This is a genomic window from Neotabrizicola sp. VNH66 (assembly GCF_049445895.1).
In the GTDB taxonomy this organism is placed as follows: domain Bacteria; phylum Pseudomonadota; class Alphaproteobacteria; order Rhodobacterales; family Rhodobacteraceae; genus Pseudogemmobacter.
On record NZ_JBMSDW010000004.1, the window covers coordinates 263052 to 288544 of the forward strand.

Sequence of the window (25493 nt, forward strand, 5' to 3'; positions counted from 1 at the left end):
CGCAAGGCGGGGGTGTTTTGCTGACGAGCATAAGGATTCGGTCGGCGGCGCTGACTTGGCTAGTGTAGCGCCGTGATGGCGCTATGCCTGCCGCCTGCGCGGCAGCATGTGCCATCTATCTAGTTGCAATCATGCGGGAAAATGGTCGGAGCGAGAGGATTCGAACCTCCGACCCCCTGCTCCCGAAGCAGGTGCGCTACCAGGCTGCGCTACGCTCCGACCGTGGGCGGGGATTACCGCCCGCGCGGGGGTTTGGCAAGGGGCGATGCGCGGGATTCGGGTGGATTCCTTACTGACCGCCGCGCGGACCCTTGCGCCAGGGCCAGAGGCCCGAGCGCAGTACCGGCCCGGTGTCGAGCCGCGAGCGGTTCTGCAGCACCGGCGTGTTCTGCGATACATCCGGCGTGCCCTCGCGCAGGACGATATAGATGCCGGAGCCGACGATCACCACGGCACCGATGCCGGTCATCAGATCCACACTCTCGTTGAAGAACATCCAGCCGTAGAAGACCGCCCAGATCAGCTGTGAATACTGCATGGGCGCCACCACCACCGCCGAGGCCGTGCGGTAGGCCACGATGGTCAGCAGCCCTGCGATCAGCGAGAAGACGGCCACAACGGCCGCCATGCCCAGATCCTGCGCCGACATCGGCGTGTAGAACCACGGCATGAGAAGGCCCATCAGCAGCACCTGCAGCATCATCGGATAGAGCATCAGCACCGCCGACCGCTCCTCGGCCCCGATCTTGCGCACGATCACTGAAGAGATTGCGCCGCAACAGGCGGCAGCCAATGCCGCCGCATGGCCGACGGCCAGCGGCGCAGACCCCGGGCGCAGCACGATCATCACGCCCGCCAGCCCGACCACGACCGCCACACCACGGCGCAGCCCGACCTTCTCGCCCAGAACCGGGATCGACAGCAGGGTGATGATCAGCGGCGTCGCAAAGAGGATGGCATAGGTTTGCGCCAGCGGAAGCTGCGAGAAGGCGAAGAAGGCAAAGACGCCCGACCCGACCGAGGTCAGCCCGCGCAGCGCCGACCACCACGGATGGCGCGGAATGAGCGTGCCGTCGGTCTTGTCCCGCATCAGCAGGAGCGTCAGCAGCGGAAAGCTGAACAATCCGACGAAGAACACGATCTGGAACGAAGAATAGCGCGCGCCCAACGATTTGATGATCACGTCATGGGTGGCATAGATGCCAAAGGCCACAAGGGCCGTCAGCGCACCGCGCAGGGTGGGGGACATCGGGTTCGGGCTCCTCCGCACGGGCGCCGCAGCGCGCCGTAAGCCACGGCATATTCGCCCGAAGCGCGCCCCGGCGCAAGGCGGGTCCGGTCCCCGGAAGGACCGGACCGCACAGGATCAGAGGCTGGCGTCCAGCGCGGCGAGGATCGCATCGCCCATGGCGGCGGTAGACACCGGCACGCCGCCTTCCGGCCCCAGCAGGTCTGCGGTGCGGACACCGTCGGCCAGCACTTTTTCGACAGCGGCTTCGACCCGGGCAGCCTCGTCCCCCATGTCGAAGGAGTAGCGCAGCGCCATGGCGAAGCTGAGGATGCAGGCGATCGGGTTGGCCTTGCCCTGACCGGCGATGTCGGGAGCAGAGCCGTGGACCGGCTCGTACAGCGCCTTCGGGCGGCCATTGGCCATCGGCGCCCCCAGCGAGGCCGAGGGCAGCATGCCCAGAGAGCCGGTCAGCATCGCCGCCGCATCCGACAGCAGGTCGCCGAACAGGTTGTCGGTCACGATCACGTCGAACTGCTTGGGCCAGCGGCAGAGCTGCATCGCGCCCGCATCGGCATACATATGCGACAGCTCGACATCCGGGTAATCGCGGTCATGGACTTCCTGCACCACGTCGCGCCACAGGATGCCCGATTCCATCACATTGGCCTTCTCCATCGAGCAGACCTTGTTGTTGCGGCGACGGGCCAGTTCGAAGGCCGATTTCGCCACGCGGGCGATTTCACTTTCGGTATAGCGTTGGGTGTTGATGCCCACCCGCTCATTGCCTTCCTTGAAGATGCCGCGCGGCTCGCCGAAATAGACGCCCGAGGTCAGCTCGCGCACGATGACGATGTCCAGACCGGCGACCACTTCACGCTTCAGGCTGGAGAAGTCGGCCAGCGCGTCAAAGCACTGCGCCGGGCGCAGGTTCGAGAACAGGTCCATCTCCTTGCGCAGGCGCAGGAGGCCGCGCTCGGGCTTCACGCTGAAGTCCAGCTTGTCGTATTTCGGGCCGCCCACGGCACCCAGCAGGACGGCGTCCACTTCCTGTGCCTTGGCCATGGTGGCATCGGTCAGGGGCGTGCCATGCGCATCATAGGCGCAGCCGCCGACGAGGTCTTCGGTCACGTCGAAGGTGACGCCCCGCTTGTCGCCCATCCAGGCGATGATCTTCTTCACCTCGGCCATGACTTCGGGGCCGATGCCGTCGCCGGCAAGGATCAGGAGGGAAGGGTTGGCCATCGGGCGCCTCATGCGTGAAAGGGGACGCGCGCGGGCTATCGGATGGGGGGGCTGCGGTCAAGGGTTGGCGGCAGCGGGACCGGGGTTCACCGCGACCCAGACCGGGAAATGGCGGCTGGCGGCGGCCAGATCGGGCCAAAGCGGGTCCGTCTCCGCAGGCCGCAGCACGCCCGCGCCGGTGACGGGCAGGCCGCGGCCGGGCACCACCAGATCCACCCGCAGCCCGCCGGTGGCGGCAAAGACCGCGGTGTCCAGCGCGGGGTCGCCCTTGTGCTGCGGCTCCGGGGCGGCCATGCCGCGCGGGGTCACGTCGTTCAGCGCCGGATGCGCCAGCAGGGCGCGGATCGCCTGCGGCCGCCCGTCGCCATCCATCGGGTCAAGATTGCTGTCGCCGATCAGCACGAAGGGCGGCTCCGGCGGGGGCAGAGGCAACCGCCCGTCCAGAAGCGCCAGCCAGAAGGCCGCCTCATCATGGTTGCGGCGGCCGTTCCGGTCCTCCGGCCCGTCAAAGACCGGGGGCGTGGCGTGCCAGGCCAGCAGGCGCAGCCGGCCGCCCTCGGGCAGGATCAGCGGCACCTCCCAATGGCCGGTGGTGGGCAGGCGTTGCAGGGCCAGCGCCTCGGCCTCCATCCCCTCGGGGATCAGTGCACCGGGCAGATTGGCCCAGAGAAAGCCGGAAAAGTCGCGCACCGCGTCCTGATCCACCGCCAGTCGCGACAGCAGAAGCATGCCGCCCTGACCGGAGAACAGCCCCCAGCCCTGCGCATCACCTGGACCGCCGCGCTGGCCGTCGCCGTCAAGGTCCAGCCCCGTTGCCATGCCGGTGTTGGGGCGCAGCGCGAAAAGATGCGGGTATTCCGCGCCCAGAAGATGCAGGCGGTCCGCCAGCAGCCGCCCCGCCACCAGCCCGCGGTCGTAATCCACCCCGGTCAGCAGCAGCACATCGGCATCCAGCTGCGCCAGCACCCGCAGCACGGCCAGCACCTGCGGATCCCCGCCTTTGGCAATGGCATCGACCAGAAGGCCGGGACCGGCGCGGTCCAGTTCCACATTCCATGTGGCAATGCGCAGCGGCTGCGCCGCGGCGGGGATCAGCGCCAGCAGAAGAAGGATCAGACCGGCGCCAGCGACGCGCGCTGCGGCCCGGCCTTTTCGCGCTTTTGCCGGATCATGGCGGCAATCCGCCCCATGGCCGCGCCGCGCATCAGAAGGCTTGCCGGAAGGAAAGACCATGCCGTCATCGTCCAGATCAACGTTTGCGGCGAGGTCAGGGTCAGCGGCTCGAATCCGATCTGACCCACGCTGACCACCGCCGGGATCAGGAATGGCAGCAGAAAGCCTAATGACAGGTTAATGCGCGCATCCCGCTCCAGCCGTTCGACCACATCGCCACCGGCGGTCGGCTCGAAGGTGGGCAGGTTGACCCAGACGTTGAAGGCCGCGTTGCGCGTGGGCCAGCCGGTCAGCTTCAGCACAAGGACGAAGAGCCCGGTTGCCAGCAGAGAGATCACATAGGAGGTGCCCGCGGCGGTGCGGACGGCCAGGAGCTGCTCGGGCTCTGCACCGCCGGCCATCAGGGCGATGGCAAGGCGGACCGGCGAATAGGGGAAGTCCAGAACCTGCCCGGCCAGAACGCCAAGCGCCTGAAACAGCCGGGCAAAGGCCGAAGAGGACGCATCGGTCGCCTCGATCACCGAGAGCGAAAGCACGATGGCAAACAGCGTCAGATAGCGGATGCGGTTGAAGGGCGGCGCGTCGCGGAATTCCACAAGGCTGGGATAGACGGCATTGTATTCGGCAAAGGTCAGCGCGCCCGCAAACAGCGCGACCAGCGCCACCATCTGCTTGGTGTCCGCGCCGATCCCCGGCAGGATCACCGAAGGTGTGGTCACGACAACCATCACCAATATCGCACGAACGATCGCGCCCGTTACCCGCGAAACCACTGCCCTGACATCCTCGATATGGACGGACGCGATGCGTTGCCGCGCCCTTGTTCCGACGAATTTCCGCACATTGTGGCGGATTGCCTCAATCTTGCCCAATTTGTGCCTTCTTTCGTGCCCCGCCGCAACAGTTGCATGCAGGGAAACTTAGCCCTGTGGCAAAACAGCGGCGAAGGTGTTGCAGGATTGAAGCAAGGCCGGTTTGTTTCGGGGGCCGGCTGCGTAGGACCGCAGCACGACACCCAAGATGTTGTGGATCCGGGATTTTTCTCAGGCTTCCGGATAGCCGAACCCGGGACGCGCCACGTTTGCCGCGCGCCCCGGATCCTGCGTTCAGGCCCAGGGCCGGGCCGCCGCCAGCGACCGTTCGAAATTGTCGATGGACGAGACCTTTTCCAGCGTCAGGCCGATGTCATCCAGCCCGTTCAGCAGGCAGTGCTTGCGGAACGGGTCGATCTCGAAGCCGAAGCTTTGCCCGTCGGACGAGGTGACAGTCTGCGTCTCCAGATCGACGGTGATCCGGGCATTCTCGCCCCGCTCGGCATCCTTCATCAGAACGTCCACCACCTCTTGCGGCATCACGATGGGCAGGATGCCGTTCTTGAAGCAGTTGTTGAAGAAGATGTCCGCGAAAGAGGTCGAGATCACGCAGCGGATGCCGAAATCCAGGAGCGCCCAGGGCGCATGTTCGCGCGAGGAGCCGCAGCCGAAATTGTCGCCCGCCACGATGATCTGCGACTTGCGGTATTGCGGCTTGTTCAGCACGAAATCCGGGATTTCCTGCCCGTCCTGCGTATAGCGCATCTCATCGAACAGGTTCTTGCCCAGTCCCGACCGCTGGATGGTCTTCAGGAACTGCTTGGGGATGATCATGTCGGTGTCGATGTTGACCAGCGGCATGGGCGCCGCGATGCCGGTCAGGGTGGTGAATTTGTCCATGTCTCAGGCCTCCACGCCCATCAGTTCGCGCACGTCCGTCAAGTGGCCGGTCAGGGCGGCTGCCGCTGCCATGCCGGGGCTGACCAGGTGGGTGCGGCCGCCGCGGCCCTGACGGCCTTCGAAATTGCGGTTGCTGGTCGCGGCGCAGCGTTCTCCGGGCGACAGCTGGTCAGGGTTCATCGCCAGACACATCGAGCAACCGGCCAGACGCCATTCAAAGCCCGCATCGATGAAGATCTGCGCCAGACCTTCCTCTTCCGCCTGTGCACGGACGAGGCCGGAGCCGGGCACCACCATGGCGCGCATGCCGTCCTTGATCTTCTTGCCCTTCAGGATCGCCGCCGCGGCGCGCAGATCTTCGATCCGGCCGTTGGTGCACGATCCGATGAAGACCGTGTCGATCTTGATGTCGGTCAGCTTCATGCCCGGGGTCAGGCCCATATAGTCCAGCGACCGCTGGGCCGCCTCGACCTTGCCGCCGGTGAAATCCGAGGGCGCCGGGACCACGCCGGTGATCGGCAGCACATCCTCGGGGCTGGTGCCCCAGGTCACGACCGGGGCGATATCCTCGCCGCGGATGGTCACGACCTTGTCGAAATGCGCACCCTCATCGGTGAAGAGGGTTTTCCAATAGGCCAGCGCGGCCTCCCACTTCGCACCTTTCGGGGCATGGGGGCGGCCCATCACATAGGCGAAGGTCTTTTCATCCGGCGCGATCAGGCCCGCGCGGGCGCCGCCTTCGATGGCCATGTTGCAGACCGTCATCCGGCCTTCCATCGACAATTCGCGGATCGCCTGCCCGCAATATTCGATGACATAGCCGGTGCCGCCCGCGGTGCCGGTATGGCCGATGACCGAGAGGGTGATGTCCTTGGCGGTGACGCCCGGCATCAGGCTGCCGGTGATCTCCACTTTCATGTTCTTGGATTTCTTCTGGATCAGCGTCTGGGTCGCCAGAACGTGTTCCACTTCCGAGGTGCCGATCCCGTGGGCCAGCGCGCCGAAAGCGCCATGGGTCGCGGTGTGCGAATCGCCGCAGACCACCGTCATGCCCGGCAGCGTCCAGCCCTGTTCCGGGCCGACGATATGCACGATGCCCTGACGGATGTCGGACACCGGGTAATAGTTGATCCCGAAATCGCGGGCGTTCTTGTCCAGCGCCTCGACCTGGATGCGCGATTCCTCATTGTCAATATGGGTGTCGCGGCCTGCGGTCGTGGGGACGTTATGGTCCGGCACGGCGATGGTCTTTTCCGGCGCGCGCACCTTGCGGCCGGTCATCCGCAGCCCTTCAAAGGCCTGCGGGCTGGTGACTTCGTGCACCAGATGGCGGTCGATGTACAGCAGGCAGGTGCCGTCATCGGACTGGTGGACGACGTGGTCGTCCCAGATCTTGTCATACAGCGTTCTCGGAGCGGTCATGGCTCTACCCTTCGGGTCTTTGGCTTTGGGTCTGAAGGCATTCTCGGTCAGGCGGCATCGGGGACGCAGACGCGCCCCGCCGCATCAAAGACGGGCGAGAACGTTGCGGGTCATGCCGAAGAAGCGCGCCGGAAGCCGCGCGTGATCGGTGATGTTGAAGTAGATGAACCCGTCCATGAAGGGGTATTTACGCGCGAATCTGCGCTCAGGCAAGGGTATCGGGCGGTGCCTGGCCTGTCCTGTCCGCGCGCCCTTGCCCCGGCGGGGGATTGCCGCTATGTGCCCGCCCTTGGTCCTTTCCCCGTCTTTGCGTTGAAGCATGGCGCCCCGGGTGTTAGTCTGGGCCGGAAGGCGCCCGGTGCCGGGGTTGTTCGGCACGCATCCTGGAGGACCCAAGTCCTGTCTCATTCTGACCCTTCGACCGGACTTCCGGTCGCGCCGCGTGCGGGGCGCCCGGCCCCCACCGACTTTACCCCCGACCAGATTCTGGCCGCCGTCCTGAAGTCGGTCGATGACGACAAGGCCGAGGATATCGTGCAGATCGACCTGCGCGGCCGCTCGGATGTCGCGGATTACATGGTCATCTGCTCAGGCCGGTCGTCGCGTCAGGTCGCCGCCATCGCGGAAAAACTGGCCGACCGTCTGAAGCAGGACTTCGGCCTGAGCGTGAAGATGGAAGGCAAGGAGACGGGCGACTGGGTGCTGATCGACACCGGCGATGTGATCGTCCATGTCTTCCGCCCTGAAGTGCGCGACTTCTACCAGCTTGAAAAGATGTGGCTGCCCGCCGGACAGGTGGCAGGCGCGCGGACCCTGTCCCAGCCCGGCTGATGCGGCTGCACATCTGTGCCGTGGGCCGCTTGCGGCAGGGGCCGGAGCGGGCCCTTGCCGATGACTATCTGGACCGGCTGACCAAGCAGGGCCGCGCATTGTCGCTGGGTCCCGTGCAGGAGCATGAGGTCGAAGACAAGAAGAACATGGGGATGGAGGCGGAAGCCGCGCTCCTGTCCCGCGTCATCCCCGCGGGGGCACTGATCTGCACGCTGGATGAGCGGGGTCAGACCCCGACCTCCCCCGAATTTGCCGGGCTGCTGGCGCGATGGCGCGATGGCGGCCGGCAGGATGTGGCCTTTGTCATCGGCGGGGCCGATGGTATCGCGCCCGGCCTGCGGGCAAAGGCCGATCATTCCATCAGCTTCGGCCGCATGGTCTGGCCGCATATGCTGGTGCGGGTCATGCTGGCCGAGCAGCTTTACCGTGCCGCCACCATCCTTGCCGGCGGACCCTATCACCGCAGCTGAACGCCCGGATTTCCCCGCCTGCGCGAAATCTTTCCTTCCGGCCGCGTCCGGCGCGGGTGGCGTTCTCCCCGGCCCCCGAAAAAACACGTCCTGTTTTATCGTCTTTTTTGGCGACCCGTGGCATGGTTCTGTCATCGCCCCAACAGGCGTTCTGACTGACCCGGCGGCAGAGGTGGTCCGGCCCTCCTCCCGGATTTCGATCTGCCGCTGACAAGACCGCAAGCCGGATGCGCGGGGCCAAATTCCCCCTGGGCCTGTCTGCATCCCTTCCGGCGCCCTGCGGGCCAAATCCCCTCTGGTCCGCAGGGCGCTGCCCGGCCCCCTGCCGCCGGACAAAGCCGAAGGACACCGCGATGACGCATCACGACCAGACCCTGATCGACCGCCTTGCCGGAATTGTGAAGGACAGTCCCGTCGACCGGGCGTTTCGGATGCGGGCCGAAGCCCGCGCCGAGGTGGAGGCCAGCTACCGCAGGCTGCTTCACCCCGAGGTTCCGGGCGCCATGACATTGGCCGAGCGGCGGGCCGTGGCGGCCTTTGTGGCCGTGCTGCATGGCGAAGAGACCACCCGCAGCCATTTCATCGACCTTCTGCGCCAGACCGAGCCGCATCTTGTGCCCCTCATCGTGGCCGAGGCGGAAGGCGCATCCTACCCCGGTCCTTACGGGGCCTTTCCGTCCGGGCCGCTGTCCGCCGAAGATCTGGTGGGGCCGGTTTACCGGGCCGGGCCGCTGATCCTGCAGGCCACGGGGCCGCGGCTGGCGGCCGCGCTGGATCATGCGCATCTTCTGGCCCTGCATCCGCGCGATGCCTCACCCGCGTCGCTGCGCAAGCTGGCCGAGGCGGGCTGGACGGCTGAAGGTGCGGTTCTCCTGTCGCAGCTGGTGTCTTTCCTTGGCTTTCAGATCCGGGTCGTGGCGGGTCTTCGCAGTTTCATCGCCGCGCGCCATCCGGCTGCGGCGAGCCTGCATTGAGGGGCAGATGGCGTTTTCCGTGCTGACGCATCCGCGCAACATCCGGCCGCAAAGCTTCGGCCGTGACAGGACAGGCTGGCTGCCGTGGCTGATTGCTCCGGCTGGCAGGTCACCGGATGTGTCCGCGGCAGGTTCTGCCCGGAACACCGGGCTGTTGCAGATTCTGGCCCATGATCCCGCCAGCCGTGCCGCGCTGATCCGGATCGGCGATGATATCTTTCATGGTCCGGCCCGCGGTCTGCCGCGTGGCGAACGGGCGCTGGCCGCCACGGCCGCCGCGCGCCGGACAGGGTGTTTCACCGCAACCGCGGCACATGCCCGGCAGGCGGTTCAGCATTTGCGGCGGGAACGGGAAATCGGTGTGCTGCTGGAGGATGGGCTGCCTTCACCTCTGGGCGGCCGGCTGGGCGCGGTGATAGCCGCGGCTTCGGCGCTGACCGGCACTCCGTCCAGACTGACACGCCGAGAGATCTGGGCGCTGGACGAAGAAAAGCTGGACGATCAGGAGATCTTGGATGTCATGCTTGCCGCGGCCTTTGCGGTTTGGGAAAGCGGACTGAACCTGTCGCTGGGTGAACCGGCGCCGCCCGCAGGTGCCCCATGACGCCATTTTTCCGGTTGGACGCCCCCGATCTTTCGCCGCTGGCCGAAGCTCTGGGTATTGCATTGGCCATCCGCGGCACCGCCTTTCATCACCGCATCACCATGGCCGAGCCTGAACTGACCATTCGTGCAGGGGATGAGGAAATCCTTTCTGACGGGCTTCTCATGCTGGACCGGATCGAGGCGCTGCACCCGGACCAGCCGCTTTATCCGCGTGACCCCGACCGTCTGCTGCGATTGAGGGCCGACATGGCGCTTCTGGCGCAGGCTCTGGCCCGGCTGGACCGGGTCACCCGGGCCCGCGATCCGCAAGACCTTGATCTGGCGGTTCATGGGCTGCGGCAGACCCTGCGGCTGGTGCAGGCACAGGATGAGGTGATCCCGCTGCGGGCGCGGCTGACTGGCGCCGATCCTCTGCTGGCGCCGCTGGTCTGGCGGCTGCTTATTCTGGATGCGGCCTTCGGGCTGCATCTGGCCATCGGATTTGACACTCTGGTGTCGCGCGGTCGCTGGCTGTTGGCGCGGCCCGAGGTGGCAGAGGTGCTGACGCCCGCCCGCGCCGCCCGGCTTTTGCACGCGGTTGCCCGCTCTGGTGCGGCGGTGGCGGCGGTCAGGCCGGACTGGTCCGGTGCGCTTGGCCCCGAGGCCGGGAGAAGAAGCTTCCCTCCGGAGGCCGAAGAACGGAAGTTTCATCCATTGGCAGCCCGGCTGCGTTCGATTAGCGATCATCGCTGAAAGGTCGCGCAGACAGGGGACGGCAGCATGGACGGCGCAGGAGAGGGCAGGACGGCGGCACCCGGTGTCGCGGCCGATATCGCTGCGATCACCGAACGGCTGCGGCTGATCCGCATGGTCTCGCAGCAGCGGCGCTATCACGGGCGACCGGTGCCGCGTCTGCCGTCGAAGCGAGAGATCATCGCGCTGCAGGCCGATGTGATGGGCCTGCTTTATCCGCGTCATTTCGGCCCGGCCGATCTGATGCCCGCCGAAACGGACAGCTTTGTCGCGCGGATGCTGGGATCGGTCCGGCACCGGCTGGCCGACCAGATCGAGCTGGAGCGGATGCTCTCGCCCGAGGAAGATCCGGGCAGTGCCCGCACCCGTGCCGATACCGCGGCCGACAATTTCCTGAACAGCCTGTTGCGTGTCCGGGACCTGCATGACACCGACATTGCCGCGGCCTTTGCCGGTGACCCTTCGGCCAAGAGTCTGGACGAGGTGGCCTTCTGCTTTCCGGGGGTAGCGGCCATCCTGCACCACCGCATCGCGCATGAGTTGTATCGTCTGGGTGCCACGATGATTGCCCGGATCATGGCGGAATATTCGCATTCGGTGACGGGGATCGACATTCACCCCGGCGCAAAGATCGGCCCGGCTTTCTTTGCCGATCACGGCACTGGCGTGGTGATCGGCGAAACCGCGGTCATCGGGCGCAATGTGCGGCTTTATCAGCAGGTCACTTTGGGCGCGAAGCGGTTTGACGATGACGGGCAGGGCGGGCTGGTGAAGGGGCAACCCCGTCATCCGGTGATCGAGGATGACGTGGTCATCTATGCGGGGGCCACCATTCTTGGCCGCATCACCATTGGCCGCGGATCGGTGATCGGCGGCGGGGTCTGGGTGACCGACAGCCTGCCCCCCGGCACGGTGGCAACCCAGGCCCGGCCCGAACTGTCCGTCACGCCCGCCCGGCGCTGAGCCGGATTCGGACGGGCCGCCCGCGGGGGCGCGATTGTTCCGCAAGGCTTCGTCCAAAGAGAAGAATTCTGCCGGAGGGGCGGAAACTTCAACCAGCCCCTTTCCTTGAGAAACCGTGCCTGCCGGATAACATGACAAACATAGTCGTGATTATCGGAGGACCGTCCATGAAATTCGCCGCCCGCCTTCTGACCGCCGTGGGGCTGTCATGCCTTGCCTTTGCCGCCGCCGCGCAGGAGGGGCCGCTGGTCACCACCGAATGGCTGGAGGCCAATCTGGACAATCCCGCCGTGCGGGTGATCGAGGTCAGCGTGAACCCCGGAGTGTTCGAGCGCGGTCATATTCCCGGTGCCGCGAATTTTGTCTGGCACACCGATCTGGTGGACACGGTCCGCCGCGACATCGCCTCGAAGGAAAAGCTGGAGGGGCTGCTGCGGCAGGCCGGTGTGAATGCCGACAGCACGATCGTGCTCTATGGTGACACCAACAACTGGTTCGCGGCCTGGGGTGCCTGGGTGCTGGATGTCTACGGCGCCGAGAATGTGAAGCTGCTGGATGGCGGGCGGAAACTGTGGGAGGCCGAGAGCCGTCCGCTGTCCACCTCGGCCGCGGCGCTGGTGGCAGGCAATGTAACGCTGAAAGACGCCAATCCCGCTCTGCGCGCCAGCATCGCGGATGTGGTCGCGGCCTCGGAAAGCGGCGGCACGGCGATTGTCGATATCCGCTCGGCCGATGAATATTCCGGCAAGGTGATCGCGCCCGAAGGGTTCAAGGAAACCGCCGTCCGCGCGGGCCATGTGCCCGGTGCCGTCAACGTGTCCTGGGGCAAGGCGGTGCAGGAGGACGGGCGGTTCAAACCTGCCGAGGAGCTGAAGGCGCTTTATGCAGAGGCCGGGATCGACGGATCGAAGCCGATCATCACCTATTGCCGGATCGGCGAGCGGTCGAGCCACACCTGGTTCGCGCTGGCGAAGATTCTGGGCTATGAGGTGAAGAACTATGACGGGTCCTGGACCGAATACGGCAATGCCGTCGGTGTCCCGGTGACCAACCCCGCCGGCACGGTCTGGACCGGGCAGTAACCCCTTCCGCTTCTCCCTGTCGGTCGGGTCGCTTTGCGGCAGATCCCGGTCGCGCCTGCCGGTCCGGTTCCCGCCGGGCCGGCCTTTTCCTGACGGATCCCGACATGAGCCTTGTCTCCCCGATCTCCCGCCTGCCGGTGTTCCTTCTTGCGGTGCTGGCGCTGTGCGCGCTGTCCTGGGCCCTGCCCGCGCGCGATGCGCTTGGCCGGTCGCTCCCGGTGTCTCTGGGGCTGGGTGCGGCCTTCGGGGTGGTGCTGCAGCGCGGGCGGTTTTGCTTCTGGTGCATCTGGCGCGACTGGCTGGCCCAGCGGGATCCGCGCGGGCTGATCGCCATTCTGGCCGCATTGGCCACGGGCGCTGCGGGCTATGCGCTGGTTTTCGGTGCCTGGGTGCCGGACCCCTCCACCGGGCGTATGCCGCCGGACGCGCATGTCGGGCCGGTCTCGCTGACCCTTGCGGCGGGCGCCTTTACCTTCGGGCTGGGCATGGCGATCAGCGGTTCCTGCGTCTCGGCCCATTTCTACCGGCTGGGAGAGGGGGCGTTTGGCTCGCTTGTCGCGCTGGCCGGGGCTTTCGCGGGCTTCATCCTTGGCTTTCTCAGCTGGAACACGCTCTATCTCGCCGACCTGTACCGCGCGCCGGTGATCTGGCTGCCGCAATTTCTGGGCCATGGCGGATCGCTGCTGCTGACGCTTTTGCTGCTGGCCGGGCTGGCGTTCTGGGTTCTGCGCGCGCCGCTGCCGGCGCAGCCTGCCGCCGTTACCGCGGCTGAGGCCATTCTGCGCCGCCGCTGGCCTGCGGTGTTGACGGGTGTGCTGGTGGGCGGCATCGCAGTGCTGGCCTATTTCCGGGTGGGTCCGCTGGGCGTGACGGCCGAGCTGGGATCGCTGGCGCGGACCGCCGCCGCGACCGGGCACTGGTTGCCCGAGACGCTTCTGGGGCTGGACGGCTTTGCAGGTTGCGCGACGCTGGTGAAAGAGACGGTTTTGTCGCGCAACGGCGTCTTCGTCCTGGGCATGATCCTTGCCGCCGCCGCCTCGGCCACGCTGGCGGGCGATTGGAAACCCGCGGTGCCGCCGCTGCGCGATCTGCCGCGGTTGTTTACAGGCGGTCTGATGCTGGGCTGGGGGGCGATGGTCTCGCTGGGGTGCACGGTGGGGGTGCTGTTGTCGGGGATCATGGCGGGGGCCTTGTCGGGTTGGGTCTTCGCCATTTTCTGTCTGGCCGGGGCATGGGCCGGATGGCGCCTGCGCGGCGGGCGCCGACAGGCCTGACCGGCGCTGGAGAGAATATTCATCTCTTTCCCCGGGGCTCTTTGGAGTGGTCCGGCGCGCTCTGCTGCGGTAATGACGTTAAAAGAAGTCGTGTATTCGCGGGCAATCCTGCCCGGAACATGCGGCAAAGGCGCCCCCCCCGCGCAAAGACAGGCGATGACCATGACTGATACCGCAAAACCGCTTGATTTTCTGTGGTTCATTCCCTCTTCCGGCGATGGCAGCTATCTTGGCACCGACTGGCTGACCCGGCCGAACGATCCGGAGTATCACCGCCAGATTGCGCAGGCGGCGGACCGGCTGGGCTATTCCGGCGTCCTGATCCCCACTGGCGCCGCCTGCGAGGAAAGCTTCGTTCTCGCCTCCTACCTTGCTGCCACGACTGAGCGGCTGAAGTTTCTGGTCGCCGTGCGGCCCGGCACCGCCTCGCCCGCTTATTACGCGCGACTGGCCTCGACACTGGACCGGGTGTCCCGGGGCCGGCTTTTGCTGAACGTAGTGGTCGGCGGCAGCGCGCAGGAGCTGGCCGGTGACGGCATCTTCCTGCCGCATGACGAACGCTATGATCATGCGCGGGAATTCTTCTCCGTCTTCAACGATCTACTGACCACAGGGCAGGCGCATCTGGACGGCGACCATATCAAGGCGCACAACGCCCGGCTGGTGCTGCCGCCGGTGCAGGCCCCGCGCCCGCCGCTGTATTTCGGGGGCTCGTCCGAGGCCGCGCATGATTTCGCCGGGGAATGGGTCGAAAAATACCTGACCTGGGGTGAGCCGCCAGTTCAGGTGGCCGAAAAGATCGCCGCCGTCCGCGCCAGCGCCGCCCGCCACGGGCGGACGGTCAGCTTCGGCATCCGGCTGCATTTCATTGTGCGCGAGACGGATGAAGAGGCTTGGGCCGCGGCGGACCGGCTGATTTCGCATCTGTCGGACGACACCATCGCCGCGGCGCAGGAAGCACAGCGGAACCAGTCGGATTCGGTCGGGCAGGAGCGGATGCGTCGCCTGCATGACGGCCGCCGCGACCGGCTGGAGGTTGCGCCCAACCTTTGGGCCGGGGTGGGGCTGGTGCGGTCGGGGGCAGGAACGGCGCTGGTCGGCTCTCCGGCCACGGTGGCGGCCCGGCTGCGGGAATATCAGGCCTTGGGCATCGAGACGATTGTCGCCTCCGGCTATCCGCATCTGGAAGAGGCCTATCGCGTGGCGGAACTGCTGTTCCCGGAACTGGGCATCGCCTCGCCCATCGACCAGCCCCGAGCCTCTTTCGGGGGGGCACAGGTTTTCGGCGGCGGCGGCCATGCCGGAAATATCCGCAAGGCGGTGGACTGAACGCCCCGCGAAAGAACGGGCGGCGCCCCGACAGGGGTCGCCTTCTACCGCTTCGTTGATGTTGTAGACCTTACCGACCGCCTTCAGCGCCGCGCCAAAGGCGGTGAAGGTTTCGCGGAAGATGATCTCGGTTTCGGATGTGTATTCCGGCATCGCGAGGATCTGTTGCGGCCCTGCCTTGGCGCTTTTGCAACCCTCTGAATCTGGACGGTTCCCTTCGCGCATTCACGCGGTTCGCCGGATTTCATGAGCAAGCCATCCCCGCCGGTTCTCGCACGACGGACTGGTCCAGCTGCTCTGCCTCGCGTCGGAAGCGCGGGTCGGCTGCTCTGGCTGGACCGGGGGTGACCTGGCCCGCGCTGCCTGATGGCACGCCCGGTCGACCTACGGTGGCCCCGGATGCCGCGATCCTATTCTGCCTGATGATCAAGACGTTGTTCAGGCTGCCGCGAAGCAGACGACCGGGATGGAGGCCAGCCTGCTGAAGCTGGCCGGCGGGTTGCAAGGCATTTGTCCCGTCAGCGCCCTGACGCAACGGGGTTTGGCATCCTGACGCGCCATCCGGATGATCTGGACGAGTGGACCGTCCCAGGGGCTCAGGAAGACGAACCCCAGAACACGGGATCATGCGGCACAGCTGGGCGATATTCACATAAGTGACCATATAACACCTATGTGATAATCCTTGCCTGCACAGGCCGCGCCCTGTATCACCATTGTGATATTTAATCACACATGGTGAATCTCATGCGCGCCATCGTTCTGCATGCCCCCGGAGACATTCGGCTGGAGGACCGCCCGGTCCCCGTCCCGGGGCCGCAAGAGGTTCTGGTCCGCGTCGCCTCGGTGGGCGTCTGCGGGTCGGATCTGCCGCGGATGCTGGTCAAGGGCGCATGGAAGATGCCGCTGATCACCGGCCACGAATTCTCCGGCCATATCGCCGCACTGGGGCCGGGCGTCACCGGCTGGGCCGAGGGCGAGCTGGTCGCCGTGGCGCCGCTGATCCCCTGCAATGCCTGTGACCAGTGCCGGACCGGGAATTTCTCGCGCTGCCGGGACTATGATTACTTCGGCAGCCGCCGCGACGGGGCCTATGCCGAATATGTGGCGGTGCCGGTGGGCAATCTGCTGAAGGCGCCGCAGCATGTGGACCCGCGGGCGATTGCCATGGTCGATCCGGCCTCCATCGCGCTGCATGCTTTGTGGAAGGCGGGGGGGATGACGGTCGGCCAGACCGGCGGCGTGGTCGGCTGCGGGCCGATCGGCCTGTTCGCGATCCAGTGGATGCGGCTGATGGGAGCGGGTGAGGTCATCGCGGTGGACGTATCCGAGGAAAAGCTGGCGCTGGCGCGCGAGGCCGGGGCCACGGTCACCGTGCTGTCGGCCGATCTGCCGGGCTTCGCGGGCAAGGCCGATGTCGTCATTGAGGCGGTCGGCATCGACGCTACGATCAATGCCGCGGTGATGCTGGCCGGTCCCGGCGGGCATGTCAGCTTTATCGGGATTCCGGTGCCGGATGTGACGCTGGCCAATGCCACGTTCCAGTATCTGCTGCGGCAGGAAATCTCGCTCCACGGGTCGTGGAACAGTTTCGGTGCCCCCTTCCCCGGCCCGCAATGGACCGTCACGCTGGAGAAATTCGGCAGCGGCGCGCTGAAATGGGAATTCCTGATCTCGCATGATCTGGACCTTGCCGAACTGCCCGCTATCTTTGACCGCTTCCGGGCGCGAGACCTGCATTTCTCCAAAGTGCTGTTCCGGCCCTGACGCTGCGCCGCCATTTGCGGGAGGGGAGGCCCCGGATGACTGCCGTTCTGACACTGGATCTGGGCACCAACGGCGCCCGCGCGGGTGTGTTCGATCTGGACCGCCGCGTCCTGACCGGCAAGGCCGAGGCGGGCTATCCCACCCGCCACCTGCCACCCAACCGGGCGGAGCAGGACCCCGAAGACTGGTGGCGCGCCCTGGGGCAGGCCGTCCGGCAGGCATTGGTCGAGGCCGGGCAGCCGGAAATTGCGGCGATCACCGTAGCGGCGTTTTCCTCGACTGTGGTGGTGGCAGAACGGGACGGCCAGCCGCTGGCCCCCGCGATCCTGTGGATGGATGCCCGCGCCGCCGAAGAAGCCCGTCACTCGGAAACGGTGCAGCACCCGGTGCTGGACTATTGCGGGGGATCGAACGCGGTCGAATGGCTGGTACCCAAGGCGATGTGGCTGGCCCGGCATGATCCCGCCCTGTGGGCGCGGGTGGATGTGATCTGCGAGGCGCTGGATTTCATCAACTTCCGCCTGACGGGTGACTGGGCCGGATCGGTGATGAACGCCACCTGCAAATGGAACTGGGACAGCCGCAGCCGGGCCTTTCACCCCGACCTTTACACTGCCTTCGGTGTGCCGGAACTGGCCGGGCGTCTGCCGCAAAGGATTGTGGATATCGGCGCGGTGATCGGGCCATTGCTGCCGCAGGTGGCCGCAGACTGGGGCATCACCGGCGCGCCGCTGGTCGTGCAGGGCGGGATCGACGCGCATATGGGCGCCTTCGGGGCCGATTGCATCGCGCCGGGGTCGATGCTGCTGATCGGCGGCACCTCGAACGTGCATATCACGCAGGTGCCCGATGATGGCGCGGCCATCACCGGGGTCTGGGGCCCCTATCCCCATGCCCTGACCCACGGGCTGCGGATGATTGAGGGCGGTCAGGTCTCGGCCGGGTCGATCCTGAAATGGCTGTCGCAGGACATCTTCGGCATCGCCAATGCAGATCTGCCCGCGCTTCTGGCGGCAGCCGGCGCCATCGAACCAGCCGAGACGCGGCTGCTGGCGCTGGATTTCTGGATGGGGAACCGCACCCCCTATCGCGATGCCCGGCTGCGTGGCGCGTTCCTTGGGCTGTCCCTGTCGCATGACCGGGCCGCGATCTACCGGGCCGCCGTCACGGCGGTGGCGCTTGGCGCGGCGAATGTGGTCTTCGATCTGGAACGGCAGGGTGTGGCGGTGGACCGGATCGTCATGGCGGGCGGGATCATGCGCAATCCCCTGTGGCTACAGGCCACGGTGGATGCCATCGGCAAGCCGGTCGGGCTGGCCCCGGATGACAATCTGACGCTTTACGGCAATGCCGTGGCGGCAGCCGTCGGCCTTGGCCTCTGGCCCGATATGACGGCGGCGGCGCGGGCGCTTGCACCCGAGGTGCGCACCCTGCAACCGGACCCCGCGCGCCATGCGCAATATCGGCGGCTTCTGGCGCAATACCGGCAGGCGGTGGAAATCCTTGCGCCGGTCCTGCATGCTCTGGCCGACGGCCCAGCCGGGGAAGGCCCATGAAGGACGAGACCGACCGCAGCACCAACCGCCTGCCGGTGGACGACAGCCGCGAGCATCTGATGGTGCAGGTCGCGCGGATGGCGTGGCAGCAGGACATGACCGCGACCGAGATCGCGCAGGACACCGGGCTGAACCGCTGGCAGGTCAGCCGCCTTTTGCAAGAGGCCCGCGATCTCGGCATCGTCCGGATCGAGATCGTGCCCCGCAGTCCGCGCAACCCCGGTCAGGAGGCGGCGCTGACCCGCGCCTATGGGCTGCGCGATGCGCTCGTGGTGCCCAGCCCCGCGCTGGAGGATGTGGCGCAGGCCGCCGCGCAATATCTGGCCACGCTGAAACCGCAGCCGCGGACGCTGGGCCTGTCATGGGGCCGGACCATGGCCGCCGTGGGCCACGCTTTGCCGCAGGACTGGGCGGATGGCGTGCGGGTGGTGCAGATCAACGGGGCGGTGGCCCCCCTGCCCGGCGGCGCCTTCACCGGCGACGTGGCCGAGCTTTTCGCGCGCAAGGGTCGTGGCCGGATGATCCCGCTGCCGGTGCCCGCCATCGTGGGTGCCCGCCTCACCCGTGAGGTTCTGGAACGCGATCGCATCGTCGCCGACGTGCTGGTTCAGGCCCGCGCGGCCGAGGTGCTGATGTTCTCGCTGGGGGTCGCGGGTGAAGATTCGATCCTGCTCCACTCGGGCAATATCCTGCCGGATGAAATGCAGGCCCTGCTGGCCGCCGGTGCCGTGGGCGATATTCTGGGCCATTTCATCGACGCGCAGGGCCGGATCGTCGACCCCGGGATCGAGGGCCGCACCATCGGCCTGACGCTGGAGGACCTGAAAGGCCCGGCCCGCACCGTCTGTATCGCGGCGGGGCCGGAAAAGCAGGCCGTGACACTGGCCGCGCTGCGCGCCGGACTGATTGATGTGCTCGTCACCGACGGGCCGACCGCAACCTTCGCATTGGAGCATGCCGATGACCGCTGACCGCGCCGCGGGGGCGCCCCCCTCGCACCCCGGGGCCAATGCGCCCCGCAACCCCGGCCTGCCGCTGGATATTGCCATGTTCGAAGGCCATGGCGTGAACCGCAGCGCCGCCGAACGCCGCGCCGCCAGCCTGACCGCCCGGCGCAGCGTGAAAAAGGACTATCAGGCCGCGTGGCTGATCAACGCGATCCGCTGCATCGACCTGACCACCCTGTCGGGCGATGACACGGCGGACCGCGTGCGCCGGTTGTGCGCCAAGGCCCGTCAGCCGCTGGCGCCGCATATCCTTGACGGGCTGGGCCTGACCGGGCCTTCGCTGACCACCGGCGCGGTCTGCGTCTATCCGACGATGGTGCCCCATGCCGTGGCGGCGCTGGAGGGGACCGGGATTCCCGTGGCCTCGGTCGCCACCGGCTTTCCTGCCGGCCTGATGCCCCTGCACCTGCGGCTGGAGGAAATCCGCTGGGCGGTGGCACAGGGGGCCGATGAAATCGACATCGTCATCACCCGCGAACATGTGCTGACCGGCAACTGGCAGGCGCTTTATGATGAAGTCGCCGCCATGCGGCAGGCCTGCGGTGACGCGCATCTGAAGGCTATCCTCGCCACCGGCGACCTGCAGACCCTGCGCAACGTCTATGCCGCCTCGATGGTGTCGATGCAGGCGGGGGCGGATTTCATCAAGACCTCCACCGGGAAAGAGGGGGTGAATGCCACGATCCCCGTCTCGCTGGTGATGGTGCGGGCGCTGCGCGACTATCTGGATGCCACCGGCCACCGCATCGGCTTCAAGCCCGCGGGCGGCATGAAATCCGCCAAGGATGCAATGAACTGGCAGTTCCTGATGAAGGAAGAGATGGGCCGCGACTGGCTGGAGCCGCATCTGTTCCGCCTCGGCGCCTCGTCCATGCTGGGCGATATCGAGCGGCAATTGGAACATTACGTCACGGGCCGCTATTCCTCGGCCTCGCGGCTGGCGCTGGCATAAGGGCAAAGAGATGAACAAGATCAACGAGATCCTGCAATCCATGGATTACGGCCCCGCCCCCGAAGACGCCACCATCACCAAGGGCTGGCTGGCCCGGCACGAGGCGGGCTTTGGCCATTTCATCAATGGCAGCTTCACCGCGCCGGGGGACACGTTCGAGGTGACAAACCCCGCCTCCGGCGTGGTGATCGCGCGCGTGTCTCAGGGCAGCGCGGCAGATGTGGACGCCGCGGTGAAAGCCGCCCGCAGCGCCCAGCCGAAATGGGCCGCGCTGTCGGGCCATGACCGGGCGCGGCACCTTTATGCCCTCGCCCGCCATCTGCAACAACACGCGCGCCTTCTGGCCGTGCTGGAGACGATGGACAATGGCAAGCCGATCCGGGAAAGCCGCGACATCGACATTCCGCTGGTCATCCGCCATGTCTATCACCATGCCGGCTGGGCCGAGATTCTGGCCGACGAATTCCCCGGCGCTGCGCCGCATGGGGTCTGCGGGCAGGTGATCCCGTGGAACTTCCCGCTCTTGATGCTGGCGTGGAAGGTGGCGCCCGCGCTGGCGGCCGGGAATACGGTGGTGCTGAAGCCCGCCGAATATACCCCGCTGACCGCGCTGGCCTTTGCCGAAATCGCGCGTGAGGCCGGGCTGCCGCCGGGCATTCTGAACATCGTCACCGGGGACGGCACGACGGGCGCGGCGATTGCCGGGCATCCGGGCGTGGACAAGGTGGCCTTCACCGGATCGACCGAGGTGGGCCGCATCATCCGCCGCCAGATCGCCGGATCGGGCAAGGCGCTGACGCTGGAACTGGGCGGCAAGTCGCCCTTCATCATCTTTGCCGATGCCGATCTGGATGCCGCGGTCGAAGGGGTGGTGGATTCGATCTGGTTCAATCAGGGGCAGGTCTGCTGCGCGGGCTCTCGCATTCTGGTGGCCGAGGCTGTGGCGCCGCGGTTCACCGAGCTTCTGAAGCGGCGGATGACGACCCTTACCGTGGGCGAGCCTTTGGACAAGAACACCGATATCGGCGCCATCGTCCATCCGGTGCAGTTGGACCGCATCCGCGGGCTGGTGGACCGTGGCCGCAGCGAAGGCGCGGAAATCCATCAGGGCAGCGCGCCCAAGGGATGCTTTTACCCGCCGACTTTGGCCACCAGGGTGGAACCCGCCTCGACCCTTGCCACCGAAGAAATCTTCGGCCCGGTCGTCACCCTGACGCCGTTCCGCACGCCCGAAGATGCCATAGCACTGGCCAACAACACCCGCTACGGCCTTGCAGCCTCGGTCTGGTCGGAAAACATCAACCTCGCGCTGGACATTGCGGGCAAGGTGCGCGCGGGCGTGGTCTGGATCAACGCCGCCAACATCTTTGACGCGGGCGCAGGCTTTGGCGGTTACCGCGAAAGCGGCTTTGGCCGTGAAGGCGGGCGCGAGGGGATGGCTGCCTACCTGACCCATCCCGCGCCCCGCGCGAAAAAGCCGGAAGAGCCCCCCCCTGCCCCGGTGGCCACCCCCGCCGAACACCTGCCGGCCGAAGCCATCGACCGCACGGCCAAGCTCTACATCGGTGGCAAGCAGGCCCGGCCCGACAGCGGCTATTCCTATACCGTGCCGGGCACCAAGGGGGCCGCCGGGCTGGCACCCTTGGGCAACCGCAAGGACATCCGCAACGCGGTAGAGGCGGCGCAGGCCGCCAAGGGCTGGGGCGCGCAGACCGGCCATAACCGCGCGCAGGTGCTGTATTATCTCGCGGAAAACCTCTCGGCCCGCGCGGCAGAGTTCGAGGCCCGGCTCCGCAGCTTTGGCCAGACCCAAGCCGCCGCGAAGACGGAAGTCGAAACCGCGATCCGCCGCATCTTCTGGTATGCCGCGCAGGCGGACAAATTCGATGGCGCCGTGCATTCCACCAAATCGGCGCATGTGACGCTGGCCCTGCACGAACCCATCGGCGTGGTCGGCGTGCTCTGCCCTGTGGCACAGCCGCTCCTCGGCCTAGTGTCGCTGGCGCTGCCGCTTCTGGCCATGGGCAACCGGGTGGTGGCGGTGCCGTCGCAGCTGCACCCGCTGGCCGCGACGGACCTGTATCAGGTGCTGGAAACCTCGGACCTGCCGGGTGGCGTGCTGAACATCGTGACAGGCGAGCGGGACGCGCTGGCAAAGACCCTGTCCGAACACGATGACGTGGATGCCGTCTGGTATTTCGGCACCCGCGCCGGGGGCAAGATGGTGGAAGAGGCCTCCGCCGGGAACCTGAAACAGACCTGGGTTGAAGACGGCGCCGCCCGCAATTGGGCCGGGGCCGAGGGTCAGGGCCGCCTGTTCCTGTCCCGCGCCACGCAGGTCAAGAACATCTGGGTGCCCTACGGGGAATGATCATCCTCGATTGCGATGGCATTCTGGTGGATACCGAAATCCCGAAGAACGCCATCGCCTCTGCGTTTGGTTGGACCGATGCGGGCGGAAGACCTGATCCCGGCGGGCACGGCACCGGGATTAGTATGGCCCCCGAAGGCTGAACTGCGGGCCGGAACGGATTTTCTGCGCTTGTGGGCGAATGCAGTGGTCCGCATCGCGCTGTGCGGATCTCTGGCCATAGCCTTGTCCTCGGCCCTGCTGAAACCGTGTCTGTCGCGGGAACGCCGGGCCGCCGATCTTCCCGGTCGCGGATATTCCCGGATAACGAAGGCCATTGCCGGACTTTTCTGTGCACAACCGTTCAATGCGGCGGGAACCCCGCCGATTGCTGATTGTCAAAAGCAGCGTGGCGGCGATGCAGGTCCGCCGGGCGTCACAGCCATGATGCCCAGACCTTGTGCGCGCGCTGACGTTCAGGTTTCCGGCACCAGCCCGGCGGGCATGTTCTGAAAGCTGACGGGGCGCAGGAAACGGCGGATTGCCATTGTTCCGACGGAGGTCGCACCAAAGTTGGTTGAGGCGGGATAGGGTCCGCCATGGACCATGCTGTCCACCACCTCGACCCCGGTCGGGAAACCATTGGCAAGAACCCGTCCGGCCTTGCGCTCCAGCACGGGCAGCAGGCGGCGGGCGTCGGCTGTGTCCTCGGGGTCCATGTGCAGCGTGGCGGTCAGCTGACCGTCGAAGGCCATGGCAAGGCTGATCATTTCTTCCATCGAACTAACCCGAACGATCAGTCCCAGCGGTCCGAACACCTCTTCGGATATCGCATGATCGGCAAGGAAATGCGCACCGCTGATTTCATAGAGATTGGGGTTGGCGCTGCGGCCGTCTGAGGTCGTCTCATAGACCGGACGCACGGTGTTGCGGCTTTGGAACCGCGCCTGCCCCTCGCGATAGGCCCGCGCGATGCCTTCGGTCAGCATGACCTGCGGCCCCACCTTGGCCAGAGCGGCGGCGGTCGCTTCGGTGAAACGGTCAGCGTCGGCCCCGTCCAGAACCACGGCGATGCCGGGATTGGTGCAGAACTGGCCGGCCCCCATCGTCAGCGACGCGGCCCAGCCCGCACCAAGGCTGTCCGCCCGGGCGGCCATGGCATTCGGCAGCAGAAACATCGGATTGACACTGCCGAGTTCGCCAAAGAACGGGATCGGTTCGGGCCTTTGCGCGCAGAGATCGAACAGCGCACGACCCCCGGCCAGCGATCCGGTGAAGCCCACGGCCTTGATCCGCGGATGGGTCACCAGCGCCGTGCCGACATCACGGCGCCCGCCCTGGATCAGGCTGAAGACGCCCGGATGCACGCCGCAAGCAGCGATGGCGGCATGAACGGCCTCCGCAATGATCTCCGCGGTGCCGGGATGCGCCGAATGACCCTTCACAATCACCGGGCAGCCTGCGGCCAGCGCAGCAGCGGTGTCACCCCCTGCGGTAGAGAAGGCCAGCGGAAAGTTCGACGCGCCGAAGACCGCGACCGGGCCGACAGGCCGCTGCACCAGTCTGATTTCAGGCCGCGGGGCGGGCTGGCGGTCGGGCATGGCCGGGTCGTGGCGGCGGTCAAGGTAGTCGCCTGCGCGGATGTGGCTGACGAACAGCCGCAGCTGCCCGGTGGTGCGGCCGCGTTCGCCCTGCAGGCGCGCCACAGGCAGGCCTGTCTCCTGCGTGCCGATTTCGGTGATGGCCTCGGCGCGGGCCTCGATCTCATCGGCGATCCGGTCGAGGAAGGCGGCGCGCTCCTCGCGCGAGGAATAGCCGTAGGACCAGAACGCCTCCTCCGCCGCCTCTGCCGCACGGTCCACAAGGGCCACCGTGCCCATGCTGAACCGGTGCACCGGACCATGGGCGGGCTCGTTGACGAACGCGTGTTCTGTCTCGATCCAATCCCCGGCGATCAGATGGCGGCCATGCGGGGTGAACGTCATGCTCTGTCCAGTCCGTAGAAGCGCAAACCATTGGTCTGCATGATATTCTGCATCTCCTCGGGGCCGTAGAGACCGCCTAGAAGCGTTCGCGCAAGGTCCACCACCTGTGCATGGGTCGCGGCCAGGGTGCAGACCGGCCAATCCGTCCCGAAGACCAGCCGGTCCGGCCCGAAGGCACGGGCGACCGTCTCGACAAAGGGGCAGATGCGGTCAGCGGTCCAGTCCGCCCCGGCCTCGGTCACAAGGCCGGAGACCTTGCAATGCAGGCCCGGGACCGCGGCCAAAGCCTGAATTCCTGCCACCCAGTCCGGGTCCAGCGGGCCGGTCATGTCGGGTTTCGAGATATGGTCGAGGATCGCGCGCAGGCCAGGTGTCGCCTGCACTGCCTGCACCATCGCGGGCAGATGACGCGGAAAGGTCAGGATGTCGAAAGGCACGCGCTGACGCGCTACCTCGGCCAGCGATGCGCGGAACCGCGGATCAGCGATCAGCGCCGGGTCATGCTCCTGCAACATCGGCCGCAGGCCGACCCATTTCGGCTGCGCCCGGAAATGCGCCAGCCGGGCCGCGAAATCCGGGGCCAGCATGTCGATCCAGCCCACCACACCGGCGACAAAGGCGGTGCGGGCGGCAATCTCCAACAGGAAATCGGTCTCTGCCTCGGTCTCGGCCGCCTGCACCAGAATGGTCTGCGTGATCCCCGCGGCCTGCATCTGCGGCCAAAGATCATCCGGCCCGAAATCGCGGTAAAGCGCGGTCAGATCCGGCGTCATCCAGCCGTAGTCCCCGCGGGCGACCTTCCAGAAATGTTGATGCGCGTCCAGCATCGGCGCCC

Annotated in this window: 23 protein-coding genes, 1 tRNA gene and 1 pseudogene; 16 read left to right on the plus strand and 9 right to left on the minus strand. The window is 66.7% G+C overall.

Going from position 1 to position 25493, the window contains the following annotated elements; translation table 11 throughout:
* Positions 1 to 142: 142 nt before the first annotated feature.
* The 7 genes from ACO2Q5_RS08125 to leuC all read right to left on the minus strand — a co-directional run bounded on the left by ACO2Q5_RS08125 (position 143) and on the right by leuC (position 6780).
* Positions 143 to 219, minus strand: a tRNA-Pro gene (locus ACO2Q5_RS08125).
* Positions 220 to 289: 70 nt separating this feature from the next.
* On the minus strand, positions 290 to 1249 hold the full coding sequence (locus ACO2Q5_RS08130; RefSeq protein ID WP_423289756.1) for a DMT family transporter: 960 nt from the start codon (positions 1247 to 1249) through the stop codon (positions 290 to 292).
* Between the two features lie 117 nt (positions 1250 to 1366).
* Positions 1367 to 2473, minus strand: coding sequence for a 3-isopropylmalate dehydrogenase (gene leuB / locus ACO2Q5_RS08135; RefSeq protein WP_423289758.1), 1107 nt, complete (start codon positions 2471 to 2473; stop codon positions 1367 to 1369).
* A 57-nt stretch (positions 2474 to 2530) separates the two neighbouring features.
* On the minus strand, positions 2531 to 3523 hold the full coding sequence (locus ACO2Q5_RS08140) for an endonuclease/exonuclease/phosphatase family protein (RefSeq protein WP_423289896.1): 993 nt from the start codon (positions 3521 to 3523) through the stop codon (positions 2531 to 2533).
* Positions 3524 to 3585: 62 nt separating this feature from the next.
* Positions 3586 to 4374 carry a hypothetical protein gene (locus ACO2Q5_RS08145; RefSeq protein ID WP_423289898.1) on the minus strand — a complete coding sequence of 263 codons (789 nt, stop codon included), beginning with the start codon at positions 4372 to 4374 and terminating at the stop codon, positions 3586 to 3588.
* Between the two features lie 378 nt (positions 4375 to 4752).
* The gene (leuD, locus tag ACO2Q5_RS08150) at positions 4753 to 5358 is read right to left on the minus strand and encodes a 3-isopropylmalate dehydratase small subunit (RefSeq protein WP_423289760.1); all 606 of its coding nucleotides are present in this window, start codon (positions 5356 to 5358) and stop codon (positions 4753 to 4755) included.
* Between the two features lie 3 nt (positions 5359 to 5361).
* Entirely contained in the window at positions 5362 to 6780 is a 1419-nt protein-coding gene (gene leuC, locus ACO2Q5_RS08155; protein ID WP_423289762.1) for a 3-isopropylmalate dehydratase large subunit, read from the minus strand.
* Between the two features lie 483 nt (positions 6781 to 7263).
* On the opposite strand from leuC, the gene rsfS reads away from it, so the two are divergent.
* The 16 genes and pseudogenes from rsfS (at position 7264) to ACO2Q5_RS08235 (ending at position 22837) form a co-directional block, all read left to right on the plus strand.
* Positions 7264 to 7611 (plus strand): ribosome silencing factor, encoded by a 348-nt coding sequence (rsfS, locus tag ACO2Q5_RS08160; RefSeq protein WP_423289900.1) that lies wholly within the window; start codon positions 7264 to 7266, stop codon positions 7609 to 7611.
* Complete coding sequence (gene rlmH / locus ACO2Q5_RS08165) at positions 7611 to 8081, plus strand: 23S rRNA (pseudouridine(1915)-N(3))-methyltransferase RlmH (protein WP_423289764.1); 471 nt, start codon at positions 7611 to 7613, stop codon at positions 8079 to 8081. The genes rsfS and rlmH overlap by 1 nt, the downstream gene beginning before the upstream one ends.
* A gap of 353 nt (positions 8082 to 8434) precedes the next feature.
* Positions 8435 to 9055 (plus strand): CMD domain protein, encoded by a 621-nt coding sequence (locus tag ACO2Q5_RS08170; protein ID WP_423289766.1) that lies wholly within the window; start codon positions 8435 to 8437, stop codon positions 9053 to 9055.
* 7 nt (positions 9056 to 9062) lie between these two features.
* Positions 9063 to 9659, plus strand: coding sequence for a carboxymuconolactone decarboxylase family protein (locus ACO2Q5_RS08175; protein ID WP_423289768.1), 597 nt, complete (start codon positions 9063 to 9065; stop codon positions 9657 to 9659).
* Positions 9656 to 10393 (plus strand): hypothetical protein, encoded by a 738-nt coding sequence (locus tag ACO2Q5_RS08180; RefSeq protein ID WP_423289770.1) that lies wholly within the window; start codon positions 9656 to 9658, stop codon positions 10391 to 10393. Before ACO2Q5_RS08175 ends, ACO2Q5_RS08180 begins: the two co-directional genes overlap by 4 nt.
* Before the next feature lie 27 nt (positions 10394 to 10420).
* Positions 10421 to 11356, plus strand: a complete 936-nt coding sequence (epsC, locus tag ACO2Q5_RS08185; protein ID WP_423289772.1) for a serine O-acetyltransferase EpsC — start codon at positions 10421 to 10423, stop codon at positions 11354 to 11356.
* Positions 11357 to 11523: 167 nt separating this feature from the next.
* The gene (locus ACO2Q5_RS08190; RefSeq protein WP_423289774.1) at positions 11524 to 12438 is read left to right on the plus strand and encodes a sulfurtransferase; all 915 of its coding nucleotides are present in this window, start codon (positions 11524 to 11526) and stop codon (positions 12436 to 12438) included.
* 104 nt (positions 12439 to 12542) lie between these two features.
* Positions 12543 to 13712, plus strand: coding sequence for a YeeE/YedE family protein (locus tag ACO2Q5_RS08195; RefSeq protein ID WP_423289776.1), 1170 nt, complete (start codon positions 12543 to 12545; stop codon positions 13710 to 13712).
* Between the two features lie 162 nt (positions 13713 to 13874).
* Positions 13875 to 15041 carry an FMNH2-dependent alkanesulfonate monooxygenase gene (ssuD, locus tag ACO2Q5_RS08200; RefSeq protein WP_423289778.1) on the plus strand — a complete coding sequence of 389 codons (1167 nt, stop codon included), beginning with the start codon at positions 13875 to 13877 and terminating at the stop codon, positions 15039 to 15041.
* Positions 15042 to 15287: 246 nt separating this feature from the next.
* Positions 15288 to 15537: pseudogene (locus ACO2Q5_RS08205) on the plus strand (transposase); the annotation flags it as partial.
* A gap of 251 nt (positions 15538 to 15788) precedes the next feature.
* Positions 15789 to 16808 (plus strand): galactitol-1-phosphate 5-dehydrogenase, encoded by a 1020-nt coding sequence (locus ACO2Q5_RS08210; RefSeq protein WP_423289780.1) that lies wholly within the window; start codon positions 15789 to 15791, stop codon positions 16806 to 16808.
* A 35-nt stretch (positions 16809 to 16843) separates the two neighbouring features.
* Positions 16844 to 18364, plus strand: a complete 1521-nt coding sequence (locus ACO2Q5_RS08215) for an FGGY-family carbohydrate kinase (RefSeq protein ID WP_423289782.1) — start codon at positions 16844 to 16846, stop codon at positions 18362 to 18364.
* On the plus strand, positions 18361 to 19335 hold the full coding sequence (locus ACO2Q5_RS08220; RefSeq protein ID WP_423289784.1) for a sugar-binding transcriptional regulator: 975 nt from the start codon (positions 18361 to 18363) through the stop codon (positions 19333 to 19335). The genes ACO2Q5_RS08215 and ACO2Q5_RS08220 overlap by 4 nt, the downstream gene beginning before the upstream one ends.
* Positions 19325 to 20323: a deoxyribose-phosphate aldolase gene (gene deoC, locus ACO2Q5_RS08225; protein WP_423289786.1), complete on the plus strand. Its 999-nt coding sequence runs from the start codon at positions 19325 to 19327 to the stop codon at positions 20321 to 20323. The genes ACO2Q5_RS08220 and deoC overlap by 11 nt, the downstream gene beginning before the upstream one ends.
* Positions 20324 to 20333: 10 nt before the next feature.
* Positions 20334 to 22694 carry an aldehyde dehydrogenase family protein gene (locus tag ACO2Q5_RS08230; RefSeq protein ID WP_423289788.1) on the plus strand — a complete coding sequence of 787 codons (2361 nt, stop codon included), beginning with the start codon at positions 20334 to 20336 and terminating at the stop codon, positions 22692 to 22694.
* Positions 22691 to 22837: a hypothetical protein gene (locus ACO2Q5_RS08235; protein WP_423289790.1), complete on the plus strand. Its 147-nt coding sequence runs from the start codon at positions 22691 to 22693 to the stop codon at positions 22835 to 22837. The genes ACO2Q5_RS08230 and ACO2Q5_RS08235 overlap by 4 nt, the downstream gene beginning before the upstream one ends.
* 312 nt (positions 22838 to 23149) lie before the next feature.
* Here the strand turns inward: ACO2Q5_RS08235 and ACO2Q5_RS08240 are convergent, their stop codons facing one another.
* Together ACO2Q5_RS08240 and ACO2Q5_RS08245 are read right to left on the minus strand one after the other, a co-directional pair.
* On the minus strand, positions 23150 to 24658 hold the full coding sequence (locus tag ACO2Q5_RS08240; RefSeq protein ID WP_423289792.1) for an aldehyde dehydrogenase (NADP(+)): 1509 nt from the start codon (positions 24656 to 24658) through the stop codon (positions 23150 to 23152).
* Positions 24655 to 25485 (minus strand): amidohydrolase family protein, encoded by an 831-nt coding sequence (locus ACO2Q5_RS08245; protein ID WP_423289794.1) that lies wholly within the window; start codon positions 25483 to 25485, stop codon positions 24655 to 24657. The genes ACO2Q5_RS08240 and ACO2Q5_RS08245 overlap by 4 nt, the downstream gene beginning before the upstream one ends.
* Positions 25486 to 25493: the final 8 nt, after the last annotated feature.

What these genes read in the sequence shown, in the direction of transcription:
- leuC (WP_423289762.1), bottom strand. Translation starts at nt 6,780, where the DNA reads ATGACCGCTCCGAGAACGCTGTATGACAAGATCTGGGACGACCACGTC.
- ssuD (WP_423289778.1), top strand. Translation starts at nt 13,875, where the DNA reads ATGACTGATACCGCAAAACCGCTTGATTTTCTGTGGTTCATTCCCTCT.
- ACO2Q5_RS08130 (WP_423289756.1), bottom strand. Translation starts at nt 1,249, where the DNA reads ATGTCCCCCACCCTGCGCGGTGCGCTGACGGCCCTTGTGGCCTTTGGC.
- ACO2Q5_RS08235 (WP_423289790.1), top strand. Translation starts at nt 22,691, where the DNA reads ATGATCATCCTCGATTGCGATGGCATTCTGGTGGATACCGAAATCCCG.
- ACO2Q5_RS08190 (WP_423289774.1), top strand. Translation starts at nt 11,524, where the DNA reads ATGAAATTCGCCGCCCGCCTTCTGACCGCCGTGGGGCTGTCATGCCTT.
- rlmH (WP_423289764.1), top strand. Translation starts at nt 7,611, where the DNA reads ATGCGGCTGCACATCTGTGCCGTGGGCCGCTTGCGGCAGGGGCCGGAG.
- ACO2Q5_RS08210 (WP_423289780.1), top strand. Translation starts at nt 15,789, where the DNA reads ATGCGCGCCATCGTTCTGCATGCCCCCGGAGACATTCGGCTGGAGGAC.
- ACO2Q5_RS08145 (WP_423289898.1), bottom strand. Translation starts at nt 4,374, where the DNA reads ATGGTTGTCGTGACCACACCTTCGGTGATCCTGCCGGGGATCGGCGCG.
- ACO2Q5_RS08195 (WP_423289776.1), top strand. Translation starts at nt 12,543, where the DNA reads ATGAGCCTTGTCTCCCCGATCTCCCGCCTGCCGGTGTTCCTTCTTGCG.
- epsC (WP_423289772.1), top strand. Translation starts at nt 10,421, where the DNA reads ATGGACGGCGCAGGAGAGGGCAGGACGGCGGCACCCGGTGTCGCGGCC.
- leuB (WP_423289758.1), bottom strand. Translation starts at nt 2,473, where the DNA reads ATGGCCAACCCTTCCCTCCTGATCCTTGCCGGCGACGGCATCGGCCCC.
- ACO2Q5_RS08240 (WP_423289792.1), bottom strand. Translation starts at nt 24,658, where the DNA reads ATGACGTTCACCCCGCATGGCCGCCATCTGATCGCCGGGGATTGGATC.
- leuD (WP_423289760.1), bottom strand. Translation starts at nt 5,358, where the DNA reads ATGGACAAATTCACCACCCTGACCGGCATCGCGGCGCCCATGCCGCTG.
- ACO2Q5_RS08215 (WP_423289782.1), top strand. Translation starts at nt 16,844, where the DNA reads ATGACTGCCGTTCTGACACTGGATCTGGGCACCAACGGCGCCCGCGCG.
- ACO2Q5_RS08230 (WP_423289788.1), top strand. Translation starts at nt 20,334, where the DNA reads ATGAACAAGATCAACGAGATCCTGCAATCCATGGATTACGGCCCCGCC.
- ACO2Q5_RS08170 (WP_423289766.1), top strand. Translation starts at nt 8,435, where the DNA reads ATGACGCATCACGACCAGACCCTGATCGACCGCCTTGCCGGAATTGTG.
- deoC (WP_423289786.1), top strand. Translation starts at nt 19,325, where the DNA reads ATGACCGCTGACCGCGCCGCGGGGGCGCCCCCCTCGCACCCCGGGGCC.
- ACO2Q5_RS08220 (WP_423289784.1), top strand. Translation starts at nt 18,361, where the DNA reads ATGAAGGACGAGACCGACCGCAGCACCAACCGCCTGCCGGTGGACGAC.
- ACO2Q5_RS08175 (WP_423289768.1), top strand. Translation starts at nt 9,063, where the DNA reads ATGGCGTTTTCCGTGCTGACGCATCCGCGCAACATCCGGCCGCAAAGC.
- ACO2Q5_RS08180 (WP_423289770.1), top strand. Translation starts at nt 9,656, where the DNA reads ATGACGCCATTTTTCCGGTTGGACGCCCCCGATCTTTCGCCGCTGGCC.
- ACO2Q5_RS08245 (WP_423289794.1), bottom strand. Translation starts at nt 25,485, where the DNA reads ATGCTGGACGCGCATCAACATTTCTGGAAGGTCGCCCGCGGGGACTAC.